General features: G+C 61.1%; 15 protein-coding genes, 1 tRNA gene and 1 pseudogene. 11 read left to right on the top strand and 6 right to left on the bottom strand.

Annotated features, from left to right (window positions below):
* Window positions 1-493 precede the first annotated feature (493 nt).
* Window positions 494-1,261, top strand: coding sequence for a gamma-glutamyl-gamma-aminobutyrate hydrolase family protein (locus AC3EA7_RS11225; RefSeq protein ID WP_488614141.1), 768 nt, complete (start codon window positions 494-496; stop codon window positions 1,259-1,261).
* A gap of 151 nt (window positions 1,262-1,412) precedes the next feature.
* Here AC3EA7_RS11225 and AC3EA7_RS11220 read toward each other — a convergent pair whose 3' ends face one another.
* Together AC3EA7_RS11220 and AC3EA7_RS11215 are read right to left on the bottom strand one after the other, a co-directional pair.
* Complete coding sequence (locus AC3EA7_RS11220; protein WP_488614140.1) at window positions 1,413-2,357, bottom strand: TlpA family protein disulfide reductase; 945 nt, start codon at window positions 2,355-2,357, stop codon at window positions 1,413-1,415.
* 13 nt (window positions 2,358-2,370) lie between these two features.
* Entirely contained in the window at window positions 2,371-2,979 is a 609-nt protein-coding gene (locus AC3EA7_RS11215) for a Uma2 family endonuclease (RefSeq protein ID WP_488614139.1), read from the bottom strand.
* A 426-nt stretch (window positions 2,980-3,405) separates the two neighbouring features.
* On the opposite strand from AC3EA7_RS11215, the gene AC3EA7_RS11210 reads away from it, so the two are divergent.
* Genes AC3EA7_RS11210 through AC3EA7_RS11200 form a run of 3 tightly spaced genes read left to right on the top strand, consistent with a single transcriptional unit; the run spans window position 3,406 to window position 5,838 of the window.
* On the top strand, window positions 3,406-4,449 hold the full coding sequence (locus AC3EA7_RS11210) for an NAD(P)/FAD-dependent oxidoreductase (protein WP_488614138.1): 1,044 nt from the start codon (window positions 3,406-3,408) through the stop codon (window positions 4,447-4,449).
* Window positions 4,450-4,470: 21 nt separating this feature from the next.
* Complete coding sequence (locus tag AC3EA7_RS11205) at window positions 4,471-5,388, top strand: cytochrome c biogenesis CcdA family protein (RefSeq protein WP_488614137.1); 918 nt, start codon at window positions 4,471-4,473, stop codon at window positions 5,386-5,388.
* Window positions 5,389-5,415: 27 nt separating this feature from the next.
* Window positions 5,416-5,838 (top strand): NUDIX hydrolase, encoded by a 423-nt coding sequence (locus AC3EA7_RS11200; protein ID WP_488614136.1) that lies wholly within the window; start codon window positions 5,416-5,418, stop codon window positions 5,836-5,838.
* Window positions 5,839-5,851: 13 nt separating this feature from the next.
* On the opposite strand, the gene dcd is transcribed toward AC3EA7_RS11200, so the two are convergent.
* Window positions 5,852-6,406, bottom strand: a complete 555-nt coding sequence (gene dcd / locus AC3EA7_RS11195) for a dCTP deaminase (protein ID WP_488614135.1) — start codon at window positions 6,404-6,406, stop codon at window positions 5,852-5,854.
* A 401-nt stretch (window positions 6,407-6,807) separates the two neighbouring features.
* On the opposite strand from dcd, the gene AC3EA7_RS11190 reads away from it, so the two are divergent.
* A complete protein-coding gene (locus tag AC3EA7_RS11190; protein ID WP_488614134.1) occupies window positions 6,808-7,413 on the top strand; it encodes a DICT sensory domain-containing protein in 606 nt (201 codons plus the stop codon).
* A gap of 734 nt (window positions 7,414-8,147) precedes the next feature.
* Here AC3EA7_RS11190 and AC3EA7_RS11185 read toward each other — a convergent pair.
* Complete coding sequence (locus AC3EA7_RS11185) at window positions 8,148-8,771, bottom strand: hypothetical protein (RefSeq protein ID WP_488614133.1); 624 nt, start codon at window positions 8,769-8,771, stop codon at window positions 8,148-8,150.
* Window positions 8,772-9,385: 614 nt separating this feature from the next.
* Here AC3EA7_RS11185 and AC3EA7_RS11180 point away from each other — a divergent pair.
* The 3 genes from AC3EA7_RS11180 to AC3EA7_RS11170 all read left to right on the top strand — a co-directional run bounded on the left by AC3EA7_RS11180 (window position 9,386) and on the right by AC3EA7_RS11170 (window position 13,947).
* The gene (locus AC3EA7_RS11180) at window positions 9,386-11,638 is read left to right on the top strand and encodes a gluzincin family metallopeptidase (RefSeq protein WP_488614132.1); all 2,253 of its coding nucleotides are present in this window, start codon (window positions 9,386-9,388) and stop codon (window positions 11,636-11,638) included.
* Window positions 11,639-11,902: 264 nt separating this feature from the next.
* The gene (locus AC3EA7_RS11175; protein ID WP_488614131.1) at window positions 11,903-12,619 is read left to right on the top strand and encodes a hypothetical protein; all 717 of its coding nucleotides are present in this window, start codon (window positions 11,903-11,905) and stop codon (window positions 12,617-12,619) included.
* A gap of 485 nt (window positions 12,620-13,104) precedes the next feature.
* Window positions 13,105-13,947 carry a GNAT family N-acetyltransferase gene (locus AC3EA7_RS11170; RefSeq protein WP_488614142.1) on the top strand — a complete coding sequence of 281 codons (843 nt, stop codon included), beginning with the start codon at window positions 13,105-13,107 and terminating at the stop codon, window positions 13,945-13,947.
* Here AC3EA7_RS11170 and AC3EA7_RS11165 read toward each other — a convergent pair.
* Window positions 13,906-13,981, bottom strand: a tRNA-Arg gene (locus tag AC3EA7_RS11165). The genes AC3EA7_RS11170 and AC3EA7_RS11165 overlap by 42 nt on opposite strands.
* A gap of 58 nt (window positions 13,982-14,039) precedes the next feature.
* Here AC3EA7_RS11165 and AC3EA7_RS11160 point away from each other — a divergent pair.
* The 3 genes from AC3EA7_RS11160 to AC3EA7_RS11150 all read left to right on the top strand — a co-directional run bounded on the left by AC3EA7_RS11160 (window position 14,040) and on the right by AC3EA7_RS11150 (window position 16,194).
* Entirely contained in the window at window positions 14,040-14,585 is a 546-nt protein-coding gene (locus AC3EA7_RS11160; protein WP_488614130.1) for an O-acetyl-ADP-ribose deacetylase, read from the top strand.
* A 98-nt stretch (window positions 14,586-14,683) separates the two neighbouring features.
* Window positions 14,684-15,172 (top strand): hypothetical protein, encoded by a 489-nt coding sequence (locus tag AC3EA7_RS11155; protein WP_488614129.1) that lies wholly within the window; start codon window positions 14,684-14,686, stop codon window positions 15,170-15,172.
* Complete coding sequence (locus tag AC3EA7_RS11150; RefSeq protein WP_488614128.1) at window positions 15,169-16,194, top strand: ATP-binding protein; 1,026 nt, start codon at window positions 15,169-15,171, stop codon at window positions 16,192-16,194. Before AC3EA7_RS11155 ends, AC3EA7_RS11150 begins: the two co-directional genes overlap by 4 nt.
* Here the strand turns inward: AC3EA7_RS11150 and AC3EA7_RS11145 are convergent.
* Window positions 16,187-16,938: pseudogene (locus tag AC3EA7_RS11145) on the bottom strand (FG-GAP repeat protein); the annotation flags it as partial. The gene AC3EA7_RS11150 and the pseudogene AC3EA7_RS11145 sit on opposite strands and share 8 nt — an antisense overlap.

The raw sequence follows: 16,938 nt of genomic DNA, 5'->3' as shown, positions 1-16,938 counted from the left end.
CCAGAACCGCAGTGGTGCCTGGCAAATCATGCCTGCACCCCGCCGCTCAGCCCGACGGTTCAGCCGCGGGCTGAGCGCACGAAGGACGCGCCCGCACCGCGCCAGCCCCGCGTCAGCGGGGCTTCGTCCCCTCAGCGCGGGCGCCGTCTGCTAGAACCGCAGTGGTGCCTGGCAAATCATGCCTGCACCCCGCCGCTCAGCCCGACGGTTCAGCCTCGGGCTGAGCGCACGAAGGGCGCGCCCGCAGAGCCGTTGCACCGCAACGGCTGGCGCGGTGCGGGCGCCGTCTGCCAGAACCGCAGTGGTTCCTGTCAAATCATGCCTGCACCCCGCCACTGGCGCGCCCGGACGACGGGGGCAGGGTGCAGGGAGGGGCGCGCCGCTGGCTCGCCCGGGCGACGGGAGCGGCGCCCGCAGAGCCGTTGCACCGCAACGGCTGGCGCGCTGGTATGATACGATATGTCTGTAAAGAAACAGTGACGAGGAGTTCCCCGTGTCCCACACCCACCGCCCAATCATCGGCGTTCCATGTCTGCTGGGCATCGCGCATTTCGCCCAAAGCGACGCATGGTTCCCCAAAATCTACGGCAACGTCATCGAGTACCTCCAGGCAATCGAAGCGGCTGGAGGCGCTCCGCTCCTCATCCATCTCACGACGAACGGTGAGGTGCTGGAAAGGCTGTATCAGCAGATTGACGGCTTGCTCCTGGCTGGCGGCGAGGACATCGATCCCGCGCGCTACGGCGCTCCGCGCCATCCCAAATTGGGCGATCCCGATCCCTTACAGGACGATGTCGAGATCGCATTGACACAATGGGCGATCCGTGATGGAAAACCAGTGCTGGCGATCTGTCGCGGCATTCAACTGCTGAATGTTGCGCTTGGCGGCACACTGTACCAGGATATTCCTTCCGAAATCGAAGGCGCGCTGAACCACAACGAGTCGACCGACCGCAAGGACATGGCGCATCTGGCGCACCCCATCGTCATCGCGCGCGACTCGCGCCTGGCTGATCTGCTCGGCGCCACCGAAGCGACCGTCAACACCCTTCATCACCAGGCGCTCCGTGACGTTGCGCCGGCGCTGCGCGTCACGGCCCGCGCCCCCGATGGCATCGTCGAGGCGGTCGAGGCGGTGTCGCCAGGATGGGTGATGGGAGTGCAGTGCCATCCGGAGATGCTGTGGAACAGCGCCGACCCGCGATGGGCGCGGGTGTTCCAGGCGTTCGTGGAGGCGGCGGGAGAAAACGTTGAAGGTTGAATGTGCGAACGTTGAACGTGAGAAGGTCAAAGACCTGCTCGACCCTTGAGGTCTCCGCCGCACATCCATCCTCGCCGGCGAACGTTTCCGGCGGAAGGAACCACGCGCGTTCCAGGGACGCTGCCCGACCTCAAGGGTCTTGGAGAGAAGATTACCCCCCGCCCTGCGGCGGCTTACCCGCAATCAGGTTTTCCAGCGCCGGGGTCATTTCTTCGCGGGTGATGCCGCCCTCGTACCGCGCCACGATCACGCCGTTCGCATCGATCAGGAACAGCCACGGCTCCGACTGCAATCCCCACGCGATCATCGAGTCGGAAAGCCCCACATTGCGCTCTTCGGGGCGTGGCGCGCGCCCTTCCTGCGCCAGTTTCTGGAAAATTGCCGTCTGCGCCTCGAACGACTCGCGGAACGGATAGCGGAAAACCTCGACGTGAATAAAGTTCATGCGGTCGCCGTAGGTTTTCTGCAACTCCTGCATCACGCTCAGGCTGGGGGCGCACACCGCCGTGCGGCAGAAGGCCGGCGTGGCGAAGAGCAGCGCGGTCGGTTTGCCGTTTTGCAATGCCTCATCGAGACTGATCTGATACATCGAAAGGTCTTCGACGCGCCCTGACGAGAGGTGCGATGGATCGGGCACATCACGGACGGTCGGCGTCTTCACTGAAATCGCTCGATCCCCCACATTGGGAACCTCTGAACGCTCCTTCACCTCAAGGCGCAAGCGCGCGACGCTCGGCTCCGATTGACCGCTGAGCGTGGTCTGTACCTCGATCCCCCAATTGCCCGCCCGGTCGAATGTCGGGTAGGCGACATAGATTGCCGCCGGCAATCCCTGGCCATAGTAGATCGCATCCGCCTCGATCTTGACCGGCGCACTCGTATCGTTCAGGTCGAAGAAGCGCAAATGAATCTTCGCCCCTGGATCATTGACGGGTGAACCGTCACGCACCAGCCCCAGTGCGATGCGATTCGGACCAACCACTGCTTCGGTAAAGGCGAAGACCGGCGTCACCGGACCGCCGGTGCGCGTCGGCTGCTGTCCGCACGCAGCGATCAGCAGCGTCGTCAGAAGCAGTATCAACCATTGAGAGCGCATACGTGTTTCCCTGCTATTGCACATCAAAAATCTCATCAACCACGACGCCAAAACCATCGAGCAACTTCGAGCGCGCGCGCTGCCCCCGACGAAAGACGCCGTGCGGCGTGTACGCTTCTCCTGCGAGCGTCAACACCGTCACCGTCTCATCGAGCGGATTGACAATCCAGTATTCGGGGATGCCCGCCCCGGCGTAGTCGCGCACTTTCTCTTCGGTATCACGCTCCGGTCGGTCGGGGCTGACAACCTCAACCACAAGGTCGGCGCCAGGCCAGAATGCGTCCTGATAGCGCGGATCGTCAGCAGACTGCAACAACACAATATCGGGGTCACGAAACTTGCCGGGTCGCAGGCGCAACCGCAGCGGCGCCACCAGCACTTTTCCTCCCGGCACTGCCGCTTTCAGTCGTTCGTACAGGAGGAGCAGGATCGTCTGATGGCGGCTGGTGGGCATCGGCAGCACCTCGATACAACCGTCAGTAAACTCTATCACGAGGTTGGTCTGTTCGGTGAGACGCAGATACTGCTCCTCCGTCCAGAGACCCTGAAGCGGCGCGAGATCGACTTCCAGCCCGTCACTGCGGGTTATTCTCAACGAATCGGCGTGCGCTTCGACCGTCATACGTCTCCCTCGCTCATCGACAGGATGCCCGCGCCAGGTATAGTACCACCTTCAGGAGGGCGCCGCAAACGATGGTCAGAGGTTCTGAGAACCAGGAACCGGGTTTCTCGCCTCGCGCAACGTTCAACGTTCAACGTTGCAAGACGTTGCGGTGCAACGCCGCTACGTGTAACATTCAACCTTCCCACCTTCAACCCTTCTCGCCTTTCACCTCTCACCTCTCGCCTCTCACCTCTCGCCTCTCACCTCTCGCCTCTCACCTCTCGCCTCTCACCTCTCGCCTCTCACCTCTCGTCTCTCACCTCTCGTCTCTCACCTCTCGCCTCTCACCTCTCGCCTCTCACCTCTCGCCTCTCCTCTCGCGCCTCGTACCTCACCTGCACAGATCCCATTCTTGTGGTAGGATTCTCAAAAAGGAGGAAAATCGTGCATCTGGCAATCATTGGTGCGGGAATGGCCGGTCTCAGCGCGGCGCGCGAACTCCGTCAGCGATGTCCCGATCTGTCTATCGCCATTTACGAGAAGAGTCGCGGCGTTGGCGGGCGTGTGGCAACGCGCCGCCGTGACGGGTTCGTGTTCGATCACGGCGCGCAGGTCATTAAGACGCAGGACACAGAAATGGAACGCCTGTTGCACGCCGACCTGCCAGCCGAAGAATTGTGCCGCATTGATAAGCCGGTGCACGTCCTCCACGCCGATGGTACGACGGCTGAGGGCGACGCAACACTCAACGCCGAACCGTCGTGGTTTTACGCCAGCGGTATCAATCAACTGGGGAAACTGCTCGCCGCCGGACTCGATGTGCGTCGGGAAGTTCGCATTGCGTCGCTGCGCCGTGAGGCGGGAACCGCGCGCTGGATGCTGTTCGACGCAAACAGGGCCCATGTCGGAACCGCTGACGCGGTGCTGCTGACCCCGCCGGCGCCGCAGACGGCGGAGATCCTGGCGATGAGCGACTTCGACCCGGCGTTGCGCGACTTGTTGGTTCGGGAACTGATCCATGTGCCGTATCGGCGTTGCCTGACGCTAACACTGGCGTATGACCGTCCGATTGAGCGTCCGTTCTATGCGCTGATTAATGTTGATCGGCAGCATCCAGTGGCGTGGCTGGCGCTCGAACACACGAAGGGAACGGAACGCTGCCCGCCCGGGCATAGCCTGTTGATTGCTCAAATGGCGGGTCATTTCAGTATGCAGCAATGGGAGACGCCAGCCGACGAACTGGCGGCCTCCGTGATCGAGATGGTCAGCAGGGTGCTCGGCGAGGATCTCCGCCGACCATTGTGGTATGATCGTCAGGGATGGCGGTATGCCCTGCCGCATGGAGTCGCCAGATCGGACGTGCTGAACAGCAGCGGGACAGGATTGTTCTTCGCCGGCGACTACACCGTCGGGATTGGGCGCATCCACCTGGCGATTAAGAGCGGACAGGAAGTCGCCGCTGTGATTGAAGCCTGGCTCGAACGATAGACAAATACAATGGAGTAACATATGTCCATTCAAAACACCAATCCAGCAACCGCATCGTCCGAGGCGCGTTTCCCCTGGCGGGCATTATTTGTTGGGCTCGGCATTGCGCTGGCGCTGGCAGCAATCGCCATTTTGAGCCAGGGGAGCAGCAGCCCGGTGGCGCCACGCGGCGCCAGCATGCTTATCCTGGCGCCGGCAGCGTTCCTTGCCGGAGTATTCAGTTTTCTGTCCCCCTGCACACTGCCGATCCTGCCTGCCTACTTCGCTTTCACCTTCCAGGCGCAGCGCGAACGGATCGTGATCATGACCGTCGCGTTCTTCCTGGGGTTGGCGACGACCATGGTGCTGCTCGGCGCGACAGCGACGGCGCTCAGCCAGGCGCTGTTTCGCAACCTCGAAACGCTGACGCTCGTCGGCGGATTGATCGTGATTGTCTTTGGCATCCTCAGCATGCTGGGGAAAGGGTTTAGCGGCATTCAGATTATGTCGCGCCCTTCAGCGAGCATCGCTGGTTCGTACCTGTATGGCGCGACCTTTGCGCTCGGATGGACGGCGTGCGTCGGTCCGATCCTGGGGGCGCTGCTCACCCTGCTGGCGACGCAGGGCATCGCCATTTTGCAGGGCGCGGTGCTGTCGTTCATTTATGCGCTTGGTCTGGGGACGCCGTTGATCATTGTGGCGACGTTTTTCAGCCGCCTTGGCGCCGGTTCACCCTTCTGGAAGGCGCTGCGCGGGCGCGGGTTCAGCCTGAACCTCGGCAGATACCAGGTGCACCTGCACACCACCAGTCTGATTAGCGGAGCGCTGCTCGTGATCATGGGGCTGCTCCTGGCAACCGGTCAACTGACCGCGTTGAGCGAATGGGCGCAGCGCACGCCATTAGCGCAGTGGGCGCTCAGTCTCGAGCAGTGGGTGCAACGCCTCTTCTTCGGCCAGTAAGCGATCCAGCAAGACGAAGGGGTTTTGATGAAAGACCAGCCCGATGCCGCAGGATGTGTCGTCTATCGCTACGACGAAGGCGGACGACCGCTAATTCTGCTTATCCATGACCAGTACGGCAAATGGACGCTGCCCAAAGGTCACCTGAACGCCGGTGAGAGCGCAGAAGCGGCGGCGGTACGCGAGGTGCGCGAAGAAACCGGCATCACCGGTGCAGTGGAGACGTTTGTCGGAACCATCACCTACGTGGTGCAGAAGAAAAGCAAGCCGTACCAGAAGCGCGTCGACTTTTTCCTGATGCGCACCGACGGGGCGAACGCTGTGCCACAGGCTGACGAAGGGATCACCGCCGTTGCCTGGCTTCCTCCTGATGAAGCGCAGATGCGCACCGGTTACAGCCAGATCCGCGACATCATCGCCCGCGCAACGGATCTGATCCCGTCGCCATAAATCCCACGCGCGGCTATAACCGCGGTGGGACGACCCCCACCTGATTCTGGTATTTGCCGGACTTGTCGGCATACGACATGAGCGGCGGTTCATCGCTTTCGATGAACAGAACTTGCGCAATCCCCTCATGAGCATAGATCCGCGCTGGCAAGGGCGTGGTATTCGAGATTTCGATCGTCACATACCCGCACCATTCCGGCTCCAGCGGCGTCACATTCACGATGATGCCGCAACGCGCAATCGTGCTTTTCCCCAATACAATGCAGAGGACATTGCGGGGAATGCGGAAATGTTCGACCGAGCGCGCGAGGGCGAACGAGTTCGGCGGAATGTCGCAGTAGTCGCCGCGAATATCAACGAATGAGCGCGGATCGAAATGCTTGGGGTCCACCAGGGTGTTGAAGACATTGGTGAACACCTTGAACTCATCGGCGACGCGTATGTCGTAGCCATAGGACGACAGCCCATACGAAATAATGCCGCCGCGCACCTGCTCCGCAACAAACGGCTCGATCATGCCATATTCGAGCGCCATTGCCCGTATCCAACGGTCAGACTTGATTGTCACAGCGACTCCTCCATCAACGCACGCCCGGTCACGGCTGCCAGGTCTGCCAGCCGGTTGTATGGATGCGGCATTATACCAGAGGTGCTCGGTCCTGCTCTACGCGCATCGATAGCACTGAGATCAGCAGGGCGCTTAATAAGCCGGGCGCAACGGTAATCTTCCGGTCATTGAAATGTTGTATAATCAAAGAGAGAGGGAATATTGTCCCAATGTCTGAAAAAGTCCATTGGATAGGCGAAGGCAGCGCCTGCACCCGCCCCGCCACGTCCCTTGAGGCAAGTTTTCAGGCGCTCATTAGTCTGATGTCACAAATACCGTCAAATACCCCGTCGGGCGCCGACGCTATTCACCACGTGTGTTTCGTCCACGACCGACGCACCAGACCAGGAGGCACTCGTCCCATGCAACCCGACCATCTCCCTGTACTCGACCGACCGCACGCCGGCACACTCAGCGCCTTCAGCTTCGCGTCATTCTTCCAGGATCAGAAGAAAACCCTGCACAGCCGCACGATGATGCTGGCGTTGAGTTATCTGATCGAAGACTACGCCGCCGAGTCGCCAGAAACCCGCCTGATCGTCACGTTTCAACGCTTCTCGAACTATCGCCGGCAGCACCGCCGCTATCGTCGATTCGCTCCCCGGTTATCACAGGTGTTCGTGCTGGGATTTCCCGACGAAACACCCCCTGATCTTCCTGCCGTCACCACGATTGCCCTGGAAGCAGCGTGGCCCCTGGTGCACGAATGGGTCGTCATCGCCTGGGGACCGAAGATTGCCGCTGCGCTGGTGGCGTATGACGATGAGCAATGCGCGCCCTATCGGAGATCCCGCCATTTCCAGGCCATCTGGTCGACAAGCCCTGCGCAGATCGAGCCGCTGGTGAGCGCGTTTTACCGCGCCATTGGACAATCCGCACCGGTTTTTGTGCGCGACATGCTGGCGACACAGCGCACAACGGCTGCCATGCAAAAAGAACTGACCACGCGATTGCGCGCGATCGGATAGTTATCGTTGTGCGTGTTTCTCCGGGTGAGTCTTGCAGTGTGTTCCACAGGACGTTTAAGGCAGTGAGAGATGGGCGGCAGTTGGCGGGTCTCGCCGCCTCAGCGCCGGGCAGGTGGTGGTGGTTGAACACTATTCCGCTCTCTGCCTTGTCGCCTGGAGACCGAAATAGTCAGACGGCATCCTGATTGGCATAGCCTCGCAGGGGCTTGCACATACGGGGTGCACGGTCGAACCGCCTGCAGTGAGCATGGTCGAACCGCGTCCTCAGCGAGGGCTTTCGCCCACAGCGCCCCGGCAGTGTTGTACAAATGACCGCGTATTGGTATGAGCATGCATAGTCAGCCGGCATCCTGACGCTTCGGGCTGAAGCCCTCACTCAGATCGGTCAAGAGCCGGTGAGGCTTTCACCTCCTCAGACACAGCTTCAGCCCGCAGCGCTACGGCGTTGCATCACAATCTCATGTCTGCCCCTTATACGGTTGGCGTTGGCTTCGACCGGCTCAGACAGCGCCAGCCGCTTCACCAGCACCGGCTTCGACCGGCTCAGCCAACGCCAACCGCTTCACCAGCACCGGCTTCGACCGGCTCAGCCAACGCCAACCGCTTCACCAGCACCGGCTTCGACCGGCTCAGCCAACGCCAGCCGCTTCACCAGCACCGGCTTCGACCGGCTCAGCCAACGCCAACCGCTCATCTGATAACGATCTCGCCAGCGAGTGCGCTCAGCATCCGTCTTACCGATAGATCTCCCGACGGCGGCTGCCAAACAGAAGCGCAATGCCGATGCCAATCAGAACCAGCGGCCACAGGATGCTGGCCAGGTGCGCCGCCGATGTCAGCAGCAGCAGGCCCATGGCGCCAAGCACCGCCTCCGGAACGAACATCCAGCGCATACCTGGCGTGGCGCGCAGCAACGCCAGGACCGCGAACGTTGTCGCCAGTCCAAGGAACAGGACGCCGCCAACCGCCTGATCGGGCAGCACCTCGGAAAATGCCGCAGTTGCAGCAACACTGAGCAGCGCGCCTCCCGGAATAATCGCCCACCAACGAGTATGATTCATCAGGACGATCGACAGGAACCCCAGGCTCAGCATGCCGAGGAAGATGGCGCCTGTAAAACCGTCTGGCAGCCAGGGGAGCAGTTCCTCAGCGCCAATCGTCATTGCAATCCCCAACAGCGCGCCGGCGGGAATGGACGCCCACCAGTTGGCATCGCTCTTCAGGAAGAAATAGAGGAACACCGCGCCGCCGGCGCCGAACGCTCCCGCCCACACCAATGCACTCAAGAAGCCTGGCACGCCAAAGTTCTGCAACAGGCTCAGCACCCCAAAGAACACGAGCAAAATGCCAATGATCATTGTATTCCTCGAAACACGCGGTTCCATCGTACCCTCCTTTCGCCATGCGACCATTTAGCGCCACCCTTACCATAGCACAAAGCGTTCTCCGGGTCATCCATCAAACCGCCAGCATTGCGTCTGACTTTTGGCAGAGGCGGGAAGAACCAGGTCAAGCATCGTTTTCTACGGTGAACATAACGCAACCCTGGATGTCTTGTCACACCCCTTCAAATGTGATACAGTCTCTAATAGAGCGATCAACCAGATGGCGCCCAATCATTGCCCGTAAGGACATGCGCTTCATTATTCCCCTTCGTGCGCTTCGGGTCCTGTGTGGTTACGCCTCTGTGCAGCGGACTCAACTTATAGTTCCTGCTCGGAATGCGCGATATGCGAGCGATGAACAACTAAGAGCCTAGCCTATCCGGAAAAGATCGTCGGGTGTAGGCGAAGGCAATGCCTTCGCCTACCCGGTCGCACTTCAGTCAGCGATTTTTCGGATAGGCTCCAAATTGAACAGTACGCCCTGCGTTCAATTCCAAAACAACGCCAAGCGCCGCTTCACCTCCGCTTCGCCCTCGCCGACATCAACCTCTCCGCACGAAGATGGCGCACGTTCAAGGAGATGGTGTATGAACCTGAAACGGATCACCGGCTTTGTGCTGGCGGTTCTGTTATTCACAACGACCGCCTGCACCGGTCTTTCGTCGTCTGACAGCCTGACGGCCACGCCGGATGTTGCAGCGATTCAGAAGCCAACCGAGCCGACTTTTCCCGCCACAGCGCCAACGCTTCTTCCCACGAGCACGCAACCGACGCAAGCGCCAACCGCAGCAAAAGGAACCTACCTCATCAATCAACGCGCCACAAGTACGCGCAGCGCATTCGAGAGGGTCAATCTGGCGCTCTACCGCGCAACGCTGACCGGCGACCGCCTGATCCTGCGCGTAGGGTTCCACAATGTCAGTGACCAGAGTTTTTACATTGCCGGCGGTCTAGGCGCTCGCGACCTGCGCCTGATCGATGCTAGCGGCAATCAGTACGAGCCTGTCGAATTCAGCGACAATCTCAAACGTCTCGATCCGCCGGGCAATTTCATGCCCGGTCAGGCGAATGTCGGCGATGTCGCGTTTCCTGCGCCCGCCGGACCGGCGCCTTACGAGTTGCATTTCCCCACTTATGCGGCGATTAAGTTTGAACTCAATCAGCCAGCGCCATCAGCGGCGCAACCAGTTCCCGAAGGAACCTATCCGCTTGCGATCGAGCTCTACAGTGCGCGCAGCGCGCTTGTGCCGATCCGCCTGCGCCTGGACTCCATCACCATCACGCAGAATGAGGTAATCGTTCAGATCGCCTTCGTAAACACCCTGCGCCAGGGATATGCGCTGGGAAGAGGATTGAAAGGGAGCGATGCGCGCCTGCTCGATGCCGAGTTTGCGGCGTATGAGCCGATCCGTGTAAGCGATAATCTGACGGAGACTATCGCGCCGTCGAAAGGATGGCTGCCGGGGCAGGCGTATCCCGGGCAGATCACCTTCCCGCGTCCGGAACACATGGAAGAGGTACGGTTCATCTTTCCCGAATACGCCGCTGCCACACTGCGCTTCGATACGTCCGGGCTGGCAAGCGCTGCTGTCACCTCAGCGGCTGGCGAGGCGCCGCCGCCCACTGCAACGCCAACGACAGAAGAGATGGCGCAGCGCGAACTGGAGAGCCTGCTGGAACGACAGGCGCAAGCGGTCAGAAGCGGTGACTTGAATGCGTATCTGGCAACGTTCGCCGAAGGTCTGCACCAGGAGCAGCGAACGATCTTCGAGCGGAGTCGCAACCTGCCGTTGAGCGACTATCAATTGAGCGTATCGCCCGCAACGACATTGTTACAGTCCGATCTGGAGAAAGGGCGTATCGGCAATGCCGCCGTCTCCATCCGCTATCAGTTGCGCGGCATACCCGAGGACAATCCATTTCAGCACCAGGTGCGCTACGCCTTCGAGCGCCAGAACGGCGGCTGGGTCGTTAGCGAGTACGAACTGGAGACGCCGCCGCCCTTCTGGTGGACGGGCGACGTGATTGTGCAGGAAACGCCGCACTTCCTGATCCTCGCGCGACCCGATGCTGGCGATACACTGGCGAACGTGGCGCAGGAATGCGAACAGGCATACCGCGATCTCCAGACTGCCGGTCTCGAACCGCAGGAGCGGTTTGTGGCGTACTTCACGACAACACAGGACGATTTCACAACACAGACGGGCCTCGGATCGCGCACCCTCGGCGCTGCGCTGTCGCTGTATGAGCTTGCTGGTGAGCAGATACAGACGCTGGGACGGGTGTTCTACATCAACGGTAAGGCGTTCCAGGATCAACCCAATGACAGCGGACCCTTCGGACGGCTGGCAACCATCAGGCACGAGTTGGTCCATCTGGCGCTGGCGCGCGAGACCCGGCCATTCACGCCGATCTGGCTCGTCGAGGGCGCTGCAATGTACTACGCGGGGCAACTTCCGCCCGACTTCCGGCGCCGCCTCGTCGACGACGGCAGGCTGGATTCCCTGAGCCTGGAGCGTCTCACGGGCGCCGATAGCCTTGGCGCCTTCGACTTCTTCGGTCAGAACGTCGGGTACGAATACATCTTCTCAGGGGAGACGGCGCGCTACCTGCTCGAAACCTACGGAACGGATTCATTCCGGGAGTTCTATCGCTATTTCAGCCGTGTGCCACCGGAAAAAGTGCTCGATAAGATGCCGCTCTTTTCGGTTGGTTTCGGCTCGCAGTTTGGCAACCTCAGCCGGGAAGTGACCCCGGAGGCGCTATCGAGCGTGTATCAACTGACGATTGCAGACCTCGACGCAGCGGTCAAGCAACAATTGCAGGCGCAGAAGCCGTGATCTGATGCACATCTCCGGGTTTCCGGCAAGAAACCGCCACATTTGGCGATCGGATCTTCCCGCAAGCCATGTGCTGATAGGGTATCATGATCAAGCAAGCAGCAAAGGGAGGACTGCAACGGCGCAGGAGGTTCTCCCGTACAGTGGCGTACCCGGCGAATCCCCAGCGTTCCAGTTCTCATCCTTCTCACTCACGCACCGCTGACGACGCCTTCTTTGATATATGCGGCGTAGTTGCAGTCCGCCTCGAAGGAGGTGGCGATCATGGCAACCTGGCTCGAACGATACCGCAAAGGCCAACACGAACAGGTCTGGAACGAAATGATGGCGGCTGGCGAGCGCATTCGCGACGAGCCGCTCTTCTCCGACGCGCTGGCGGTTGCGCGTGAAACCATGCGACGCGCCAGAGACAATATCGAGACGCTGAAAGCGCGGCTTGAGCGTCTCGGTTACCGCTTCGCCTACCCGGATGAAGCGGTCAGGCCGCCACGCCCCGACGTTCATCGCTGCATCGAGGAACTCGAGCGCCGCGTTGGACCGATGCCGCTCGCCTTGCGCGCGTGGTACGAGATTGTTGGATCGGTCAACTTCATCGGATACCATCCAGAATGGGAAGAGTCCGCTTACACCGACCCGCTGGTGGTTGACCCGATCGACATGGCGCTGGAGGAGTACAGCATCTGGCGCGAGGCGTGTCGCGAATTCGGCAGAGAGGCGATGGGACCCTACCACGCGCCGCTGGCGCCCGATTACTACCACAAGACCGATATTGCCAGCGCTCCCCAGTACACGGTGGTGGTCTATCGGATCATCCTGCCGAACCCGGCGGCTGATGCACCGGTGCGCGACGAGCCGCACCACACAACCTTTGTCAATTACCTGCGCACCTGTTTCCGCTGGGGTGGTTTCCCGGGATTCGAGTACGCCGACAAGCGCCCTGACGATCTGGCGCACCTGGTGAAGGGGTTGAAGGCGATCTAGGCGTTGAAGGTTGAAGGTTGAAGGCACGGGCGCACCGGTGGTGCGCCCGTGCCTGTTGAACGTTGAACGTTGAATGGTGCAGGCGGGAAGGTGTAGGGGGTCCAGGCACGATTTGTCAGGCGGCAACCCGCCGCGTCGCCCGACGCTGAACCGTCGGGCTGAGCGCACGAAGGGCGCTGCCGCGCCCTCGCCCCAGTGCGGATAGCGGAATAATTGTTCAAACTCCATCAGCCGCCGGGCGCCCAGGCGGAGAGCGCAATAATGACTCAAAACCCATCAGCCGCCGGGCGGGTCTACAGCGTCTCCTGACACATCATACCAGCGCCCACAGATGGTTTTGGAGTTGCACATCGAATGCCAGGCGTTGTACACTACCCCAGAGCGATCGAACAGTGCGTGTGGACTTATTAAGATGCAGAAATGCAGAATGGTTTCATACGCGCAACCCCCACGCCTTTACATGCGCTTATGTGAATTCGAGACCTATGACCATACTCATCCTCCACGATAAACGCACAATTGAAGCATATCTGCGCAAAAATCCCGCTTTGCACATCTACGAACTCGGCGATCTCGACGATTTCTTCTGGTCCCGCACCATCTGGTACGGCTTGCAGGAAAACGACCACCTTCAGGCGCTGGCGCTGCTCTACACCGGCGGCGACCTGCCGGCGCTCCTGGCGATGGCAACACCGCCAGCAACGGCGCTCACGGAGTTGCTGGCGCAGGCAGCGCCGCTGCTCCCGCTGCGTTTCTATGCGCACCTGTCACCCGAAGCGCGCGATGCGCTTACCTCGCATTACACTCTCGAACCCCACGGTCCGCACCTCAAAATGGTACTGAAGAACCCGGATCGACTGGCAGGAATCGACACCAGCGCGGTCGAGCGCCTGGCGCCAGCGGCAGTGGATGAACTCCAGGCATTCTACGCGCACAGTTATCCGGGCAACTGGTTCGACCCGCGCATGCTGGAGACGGGCCAGTACTTCGGTATCCGCGACGACGACGGCGCGCTGCTGAGCGTCGCCGGGGTGCATGTTTACTCAGCGGAGCAACGGGTTGCAGCGCTGGGCAACATTACGACCCTGCCATCGGCGCGCGGCCGCGGCCTGGCAACAACCGTGACTGCGGCACTCTGCCGTTCCCTGCTGCAAACTGTCGATCTCATCGGCTTGAATGTGCACGCTGACAACGCTGCGGCTATCGCCTGTTACCATCGCCTGGGGTTCGACATTGCGGCAGAATATGAGGAGCACCTTCTGCGTCATCGGGGTGCTGATGAGGATTGGCGCGGGCGGGGCGACTCGAACGCCCGGCCAACGGTTTAGAAGACCGCTGCTCTGTCCACTGAGCTACGCCCGCACTATGATCACTATAGCACACGTTCGAGACGGCGACAAGCCTGAAAGGAGGCGAAACAATGCGCTTTAAGATTAGCAACTCGACGCTGGAACTGATCCGCGGCAACATTGTGGAGCAGGATGTCGATGCGATCGTCAACGCCGCAAACGAGACGCTGGCGCCGGGGGGCGGCGTTTCTGGCGCGATCCATCGCGCTGCCGGAGCGGAACTCGCAGAGGAGTGTGCGCGCATCGGCGGCTGTCCGACTGGTGAGGCGCGTATCACTGCGGGTTACCGGCTCAAAGCGCGCCACGTCATTCACGCTGTTGGTCCGCGCTACAGCGGCAGCCCACGCGACGCCGAACTCCTTGCGTCCGCCTACCGCTCCTCATTGCTGCTGGCAGCGCGTCATGGATTGCAGAGCATCGCCTTTCCGTCGATCAGCACCGGCATCTATGGCTATCCGCTCGATGAGGCGGCGCCGATTGCGCTGGCGACGTGTCGTGATGTGCTGCAAAGCCATCCTGAGATTGCGCTGGTGCGCTTCGTTCTGTTCGATGAAGAGACCTTCCGGGCTTATGAGCACGCTGCGCAAAGCCTCGGGTTGGCGCCTGCCGGAGGGTGACGCCTTGAAACATCCCCGAATTGCACGTATGATGGGCAGAGAGCAGTATCTGCGATGATCATCAGAAGTCAAAAAAGGATCATCAGGCGCACGCCATCGTGACGCTGCTGAACCGGACAGATGACATTATCATCAATTATCTGGTTGTGACCAGACTTGCGGCGTGCCTGGCCGCAACGACGAACGCTGCGGGAGTGTACTGGGGCGCCGGAACGGTGGTCCAACCACCTGAGCGTTTTGTTGAACAAAGCAAACAGGCGCATCCACAAAGCCTGCCGCTCGAACTCTGGATCGACTTTCGCATCCAGCAAACGTTCGATGGGCAGTACCAGTCACTCACTACCGGACTTGCGAGTCTGAATAGGCGCGAAATCGAAATAGCGCCCTGCACGCTTCCGCCTATCGAGCTCCTGGGGCTGGGATATGACATCGCCCATGCGGCTGGAAATGGTGTGAGGCGCTCCAACATCGAGGTGAAATGGCATGCACTGTACACACCTGCCCTCAAACCACCCCCTGGATATGGTACGATAGAAGCGATCGTCGCAGGGCGCACGCTGGTTGGCAGAAGAGTGATCATATCGTGACTTCTGGCGCAACATCCGATGCCGGTACGCCATTGCTGGAGAACCCTTTCGTCCAGCGTGCGCGCATTACCGACGCTACGCGCTTCGCCGGGCGCTGGCGCGAGCTGTCGCTCATTTTCGACGCCATTGAACTCCGCCGTCCGGTGATGGTCACCGGTCCGGCGAGTATCGGCAAATCATCGCTGCTGACGCACATTACCGCATCAGCAGCGGTCCATCTCGAAGAACCGTTGCTCCCGTCCTTCTACCTGGCGCTTCACGAGGCTGCAACTCCGGAAGATGTCTATCAGACGGTGCTTCAGGCGTTGGGCGTGCCGGGTTCGACACCGTCAGCGCTGGAAGTGGCATTGCTCGAACAGGAGACGCCGGTGCTTCTCTGCCTGGACGATGCGCACCGGGCGCTGAGCGCCGGCTGGGGTGAAATGCTGCTCGACACGCTGGCGCGCATTGCGCGCGGCGGGCGGCTGATCCTGGTGGTGGCGTCGGCAGGGGAGATGCCGCTCCTCAGTGAACGGTTTGTCGGCGTGCGCATGGGCGCGTTTGCACCAGCAGAAGTTCGCCTGTTTGCAGAGACATATCTCGAAGGCACGAATGTCAGTTTCACGCCTGGCGAACTGCGTGTGCTCGCCAGCATCAGCGCCGGTCATCCGGCGTATCTCCAGCGCGCTGCCTACCACCTGTTCGAGAGCCGGCGCGACGGGCGCGACTGGTGCGCCGCGTTCCTCGCCGAAGCGCGGGAGCGCCCCATTCCAGGCGCACCGCTGCCGCCGGAAGCCTTCGCTGGCGATGACAGGCCCGACATGATCAGACCACGCTACGGGACTCTCCGCACCGACAAACTCCCGAAGGAAGATGCTGGTTTCCTGGTTCCCGAAGCGCCGCGCACGCTGCTGTTGACGATCCCGCCGCTGGCAGCGCTCCTGGCTTTTGTTGTCACCGGCAACGCCGTCGCTGCCGCGCTCGTGGCGTTGCCGGGTCTGGCGATTGCGCTGGCGTGGTGGTATCGCTGCCGCGTCAGTTGAACCGGCACGCCTGCACCGGCGAGTCAGTCGCTACCGCAATCCGCCCATCGAGCAACCACACCAGCGCGCCCTGTGAAAAACGGGTTTCGAAGACATCTCGATGGCGACCGGGCGCGAACACAACCGGTTGGCCACGCAGGGTCGGGCGCGGGACAAAGAAATTCTGCCACCAGACGGGTACGGCGACGTTGAATGCGTTATCATTCCGATACCCGAACCGCGCAATCGAATTACCATTGCCATCAGGGAGCGTACATTCCAGAATGGGCTGGATGCGGGTCACAGCATCGCTGCCGCAGCGGATCGGATAATTCGCGTGCGCAGTGATTGTCTGTCCATTCAATGTCCACGTGAGCGGCAACCCATCGAAGACCACTGCAAACACCACCCGTCTGTTCCCCGGTTCAAAGGTCGTGGGCTGCCCAAGGTCCTCCCGATAGCGATTGAAGCGGTTGCTGGCGCCGATCGGAACCTGCATCGACACATCGCCCCGCATTTCATAGCCGAAGAGCGCCACGTAACTCATCGCCGAGCGCCGCGCAACACATGCAAGAGCCGGACGAAGGGTTCCGGGTGTGACGGTCGCCGTCGCTGTCGCCGTGGCGCTCGGCGTATGGGTCGCCGTAGGCGTGTGCGTTGCCGTCGCCGTCGCGCTCGGCGTAGGGGTCGCCGTGGGCGTGTGCGTTGCCGTCGCCGTCGCGCTCGGCGTAGGGGTCGCCGTGGGCGTGTGCGTTGCCGTCGCCG

This window comes from Roseiflexus sp., assembly GCF_057785375.1.
The sequence above is the reverse complement of the archived record's forward strand: the minus strand, read 5'-3'. Positions and strand labels throughout refer to the sequence as shown.

What these genes read in the sequence shown, in the direction of transcription:
- AC3EA7_RS11220 (WP_488614140.1), bottom strand. Translation starts at nt 2,357, where the DNA reads ATGCGCTCTCAATGGTTGATACTGCTTCTGACGACGCTGCTGATCGCT.
- AC3EA7_RS11215 (WP_488614139.1), bottom strand. Translation starts at nt 2,979, where the DNA reads ATGACGGTCGAAGCGCACGCCGATTCGTTGAGAATAACCCGCAGTGAC.
- AC3EA7_RS11205 (WP_488614137.1), top strand. Translation starts at nt 4,471, where the DNA reads ATGTCCATTCAAAACACCAATCCAGCAACCGCATCGTCCGAGGCGCGT.
- AC3EA7_RS11200 (WP_488614136.1), top strand. Translation starts at nt 5,416, where the DNA reads ATGAAAGACCAGCCCGATGCCGCAGGATGTGTCGTCTATCGCTACGAC.
- AC3EA7_RS11190 (WP_488614134.1), top strand. Translation starts at nt 6,808, where the DNA reads ATGCAACCCGACCATCTCCCTGTACTCGACCGACCGCACGCCGGCACA.
- AC3EA7_RS11185 (WP_488614133.1), bottom strand. Translation starts at nt 8,771, where the DNA reads ATGATCATTGGCATTTTGCTCGTGTTCTTTGGGGTGCTGAGCCTGTTG.
- AC3EA7_RS11180 (WP_488614132.1), top strand. Translation starts at nt 9,386, where the DNA reads ATGAACCTGAAACGGATCACCGGCTTTGTGCTGGCGGTTCTGTTATTC.
- AC3EA7_RS11175 (WP_488614131.1), top strand. Translation starts at nt 11,903, where the DNA reads ATGGCAACCTGGCTCGAACGATACCGCAAAGGCCAACACGAACAGGTC.
- AC3EA7_RS11170 (WP_488614142.1), top strand. Translation starts at nt 13,105, where the DNA reads ATGACCATACTCATCCTCCACGATAAACGCACAATTGAAGCATATCTG.
- AC3EA7_RS11160 (WP_488614130.1), top strand. Translation starts at nt 14,040, where the DNA reads ATGCGCTTTAAGATTAGCAACTCGACGCTGGAACTGATCCGCGGCAAC.